The organism is Mycobacterium sp. E2327, assembly GCF_001672675.1.
Taxonomy (GTDB): Bacteria; Actinomycetota; Actinomycetes; order Mycobacteriales; family Mycobacteriaceae; genus Mycobacterium.
This window is the reverse complement of record NZ_LZKE01000079.1, coordinates 1-2,563: the sequence shown is the minus strand read 5'-3', so window position 1 is coordinate 2,563 and position 2,563 is coordinate 1. Positions and strand designations below refer to the sequence as shown.

General features: G+C 68.1%; 2 protein-coding genes and 2 pseudogenes. All 4 read left to right on the top strand.

Going from position 1 to position 2,563, the window contains the following annotated elements:
• Positions 1-93: pseudogene (locus A5712_RS09100) on the top strand (type VII secretion protein EsxI); the annotation flags it as partial.
• A gap of 232 nt (positions 94-325) precedes the next feature.
• Positions 326-1,537, top strand: coding sequence for a PPE family protein (locus A5712_RS09095; RefSeq protein ID WP_068103721.1), 1,212 nt, complete (start codon positions 326-328; stop codon positions 1,535-1,537).
• A gap of 464 nt (positions 1,538-2,001) precedes the next feature.
• Positions 2,002-2,328 carry a hypothetical protein gene (locus tag A5712_RS09090; protein WP_369830377.1) on the top strand — a complete coding sequence of 109 codons (327 nt, stop codon included), beginning with the start codon at positions 2,002-2,004 and terminating at the stop codon, positions 2,326-2,328.
• 107 nt (positions 2,329-2,435) lie between these two features.
• Positions 2,436-2,563 (top strand): annotated as a pseudogene (locus A5712_RS09085) (WXG100 family type VII secretion target); the annotation flags it as partial.

Sequence of the window (2,563 nt, the reverse complement as noted above, 5' to 3'; positions counted from 1 at the left end):
TACGAGCAGGCCAACGCGCACGGCCAGAAGGTGCAGACGGCGGGCAGCAACATGTCCAGCACGGACAGCGCCGTCGGGTCCAGCTGGGCCTGATCGGCCTCCAAGGGCGCGGGTGACAGGCCCGTGTTACCGGCGCCCGAGGCCTTCCATCACACGGCTGCGTCCCGGCCGGTTACGCAGAACGGTCCCTGCCGCGAACTCGCGGTCACGACGGTCTTGACGGTTTGGTAAAACACCGGACTTTCGATGGGCGATGGCCCTAGTATCAAGGAATGGTGTCCGTCGATCGTTGGACTGTGCCGTCGGTGCGGCCGGAGGGGTTGTGATGGTTCCTGCTTTTACGTTCTTTCCCCCGGAAATCAACTCGGCGCTGATGTTCGCCGGTGCGGGGTCGGGGCCCCTGTTCATGGCGGCGTCGGCCTGGGACTCGTTGGCGACGGACCTGGCGGGCGCGGCGTCGTCGTTTCAAAACGTCGTCACCGGATTGACCGACGGGGCGTGGGCGGGCCCGGCCTCGATGTCGATGGCGGCGGCCGCCACGCCCTACGTGGGTTGGCTGAGCGCGGCCGCAGGGCAGGCGGAGACCGCGGCCCTTCAGGCCCGGACGGCGGCCTCGGCGTTTGAGACCGCGTTGGCGGCGACGGTGCCCACGCCGGCGATCGCCGCGAACCGTGCCCAACTGATGGCGTTGATCGCGACGAACATCCTGGGCCAGAACACCCCGGCGATCTTCATGACCGAGTTCGAGTACATGGAGATGTGGGCCCAGGACGTGGCGGCCATGGTGGGCTACCACGGCGGCGCGCTGGGCGTGGCCGCGGCGTTGCCGGCGTTTAGCCTGCCCCCGGTGAACCTCGCGGGGCTGACGGGCCTGCTGAGCGCGCCGCTGACCGGCGTCGCGTCGCAAGCCGCGGGCTTGGGCTCGGCGCTGACCAGCGCGATCGCCAGTTCGGGCGCGGCCACGGCGGTCACGTCGGCGGTGGGCACCGCGTCGTCGCTCGCCTCGGCGGCGCCGATTTCGTCGCTGTCGACGGTCGCCCAGGTCGGCATGATGCCGGTGAGCATGATGATGTCGCCGATCATGATGGCGGCCCAGGCGGGGATGAGCGGCACGAACGCGGCGTCCCTGGCCGGCGCGACGGGTGCGGCCGTGGATCCGGCGAAGTTTGTCAGCAGCGCCGTTCCGGCGGGCATGGGCAAGGGACTCGGCGGCGGGATCGGCGGCCTCGGCGGCGCCGAGGCCGGTCTGGGCAAGGCGCGGCTGGTCGGGGCGATGTCGGTGCCCCCGAACTGGCAAGGCTCGGCGCCGGCGCGGATGGTCAGCGCGGCCATGTCCGGCCTGGGCGAAACGCCCGGCGCGGCCGCCGCGGCGGCCGGTGCGCCCATGGGCGGCGGCATGCCGATGATGCCGATGCCGATGGGCGGCATGGGTGCCGGCGGAGGCATGCCCGGCGGAATGTTGGGTCGCGGCGGGGCCAGCCCCACGCATGTGGTTCAGCAGCGGCCCAGCGTGGTACCGCGTACCGGCGTCGGATAGTCCTAAATCAGCTAACCAAGGGCGCGGGCGACACCCGGGGGAAATGGGTGTTGCCGGCGCCTTCGGCATGTTTACCGGCGGCGAACTGATTCTTTTTCCGTTGTGGCCCGCCAATACGGCCGCCGCGCGTCCCAGCACGATTTTGGGACCGACGCTCAAGCCGTCAGATCTCTTGCCGTCCCGCTCGCCGCCAGCGCTGACCGGGCCGGAACATGTTGGGTGGCAAGGGCTTCCGGCCTCGCCTCGAGTGCAAGGGAAATCGGGCGGGCGCAGGGCGATGGCGGTCGCCGTTCCGCTCGGGACCCAGCCATCGCCTCCCGGCTGTTCGCGCACCTGTTCTAAAAGGAGCGAAATCCATCAAACACGGGCATTGTGCTTCGGATTGACTTACGATGCGAAGTACTCGGTGATGGTTTTTCACCACCGGGTTCGAATGTACGGAGACGGCTGTGGAAGGGGGCAGCGTGCTATTGCCTCTTGGTTCGCCGCTGCCGGACGATGCGGTAGCGGCGAAGCGTGGTGAGTCCGGCATGCTCGGCGGTCTATCGGTTCCCCTGAAGTGGGGTGTAGCCGTGCCGCCGGATGACTATGACCATTGGGCACCGGAGCCGGAAGAGGGCGCCGATGCCGGCAACAAGGCGACCGACGGGCTGAACCCGGAGGCCACCGCAGAGGGCATGGACGAGTGGAACGAATGGGCCGAATGGAGCGAGTGGCAGGGCGAGGCGGAACCTAGCTTCAACTTGCCGCGGACTACCGGCGTGATACCGACTTCTCCAGCAGCCGGCTGAGAGAGAGGGAGTATCCCGCCATCGGCTTGAATGCCGCGTAACAGCCAGTTACGGCGGCCGACCAGTATCACAAGGCAAGAAATTCATCCAGAAGGAGAAAAGGCAACATGGCAACACGCTTTATGACTGACCCGCATGAGATGCGGGCGATGGCGGGCCGGTTTGAGGTCCACGCGCAGACCGTTGAGGACGAGGCTCGCAAGATGTGGGCGTCGTCGATGAACATCGCCGGTGC

Coding starts and splice junctions, on each gene's coding strand:
- A5712_RS09095 (WP_068103721.1), top strand. CDS start 326: ATGGTTCCTGCTTTTACGTTCTTTCCCCCGGAAATCAACTCGGCGCTG.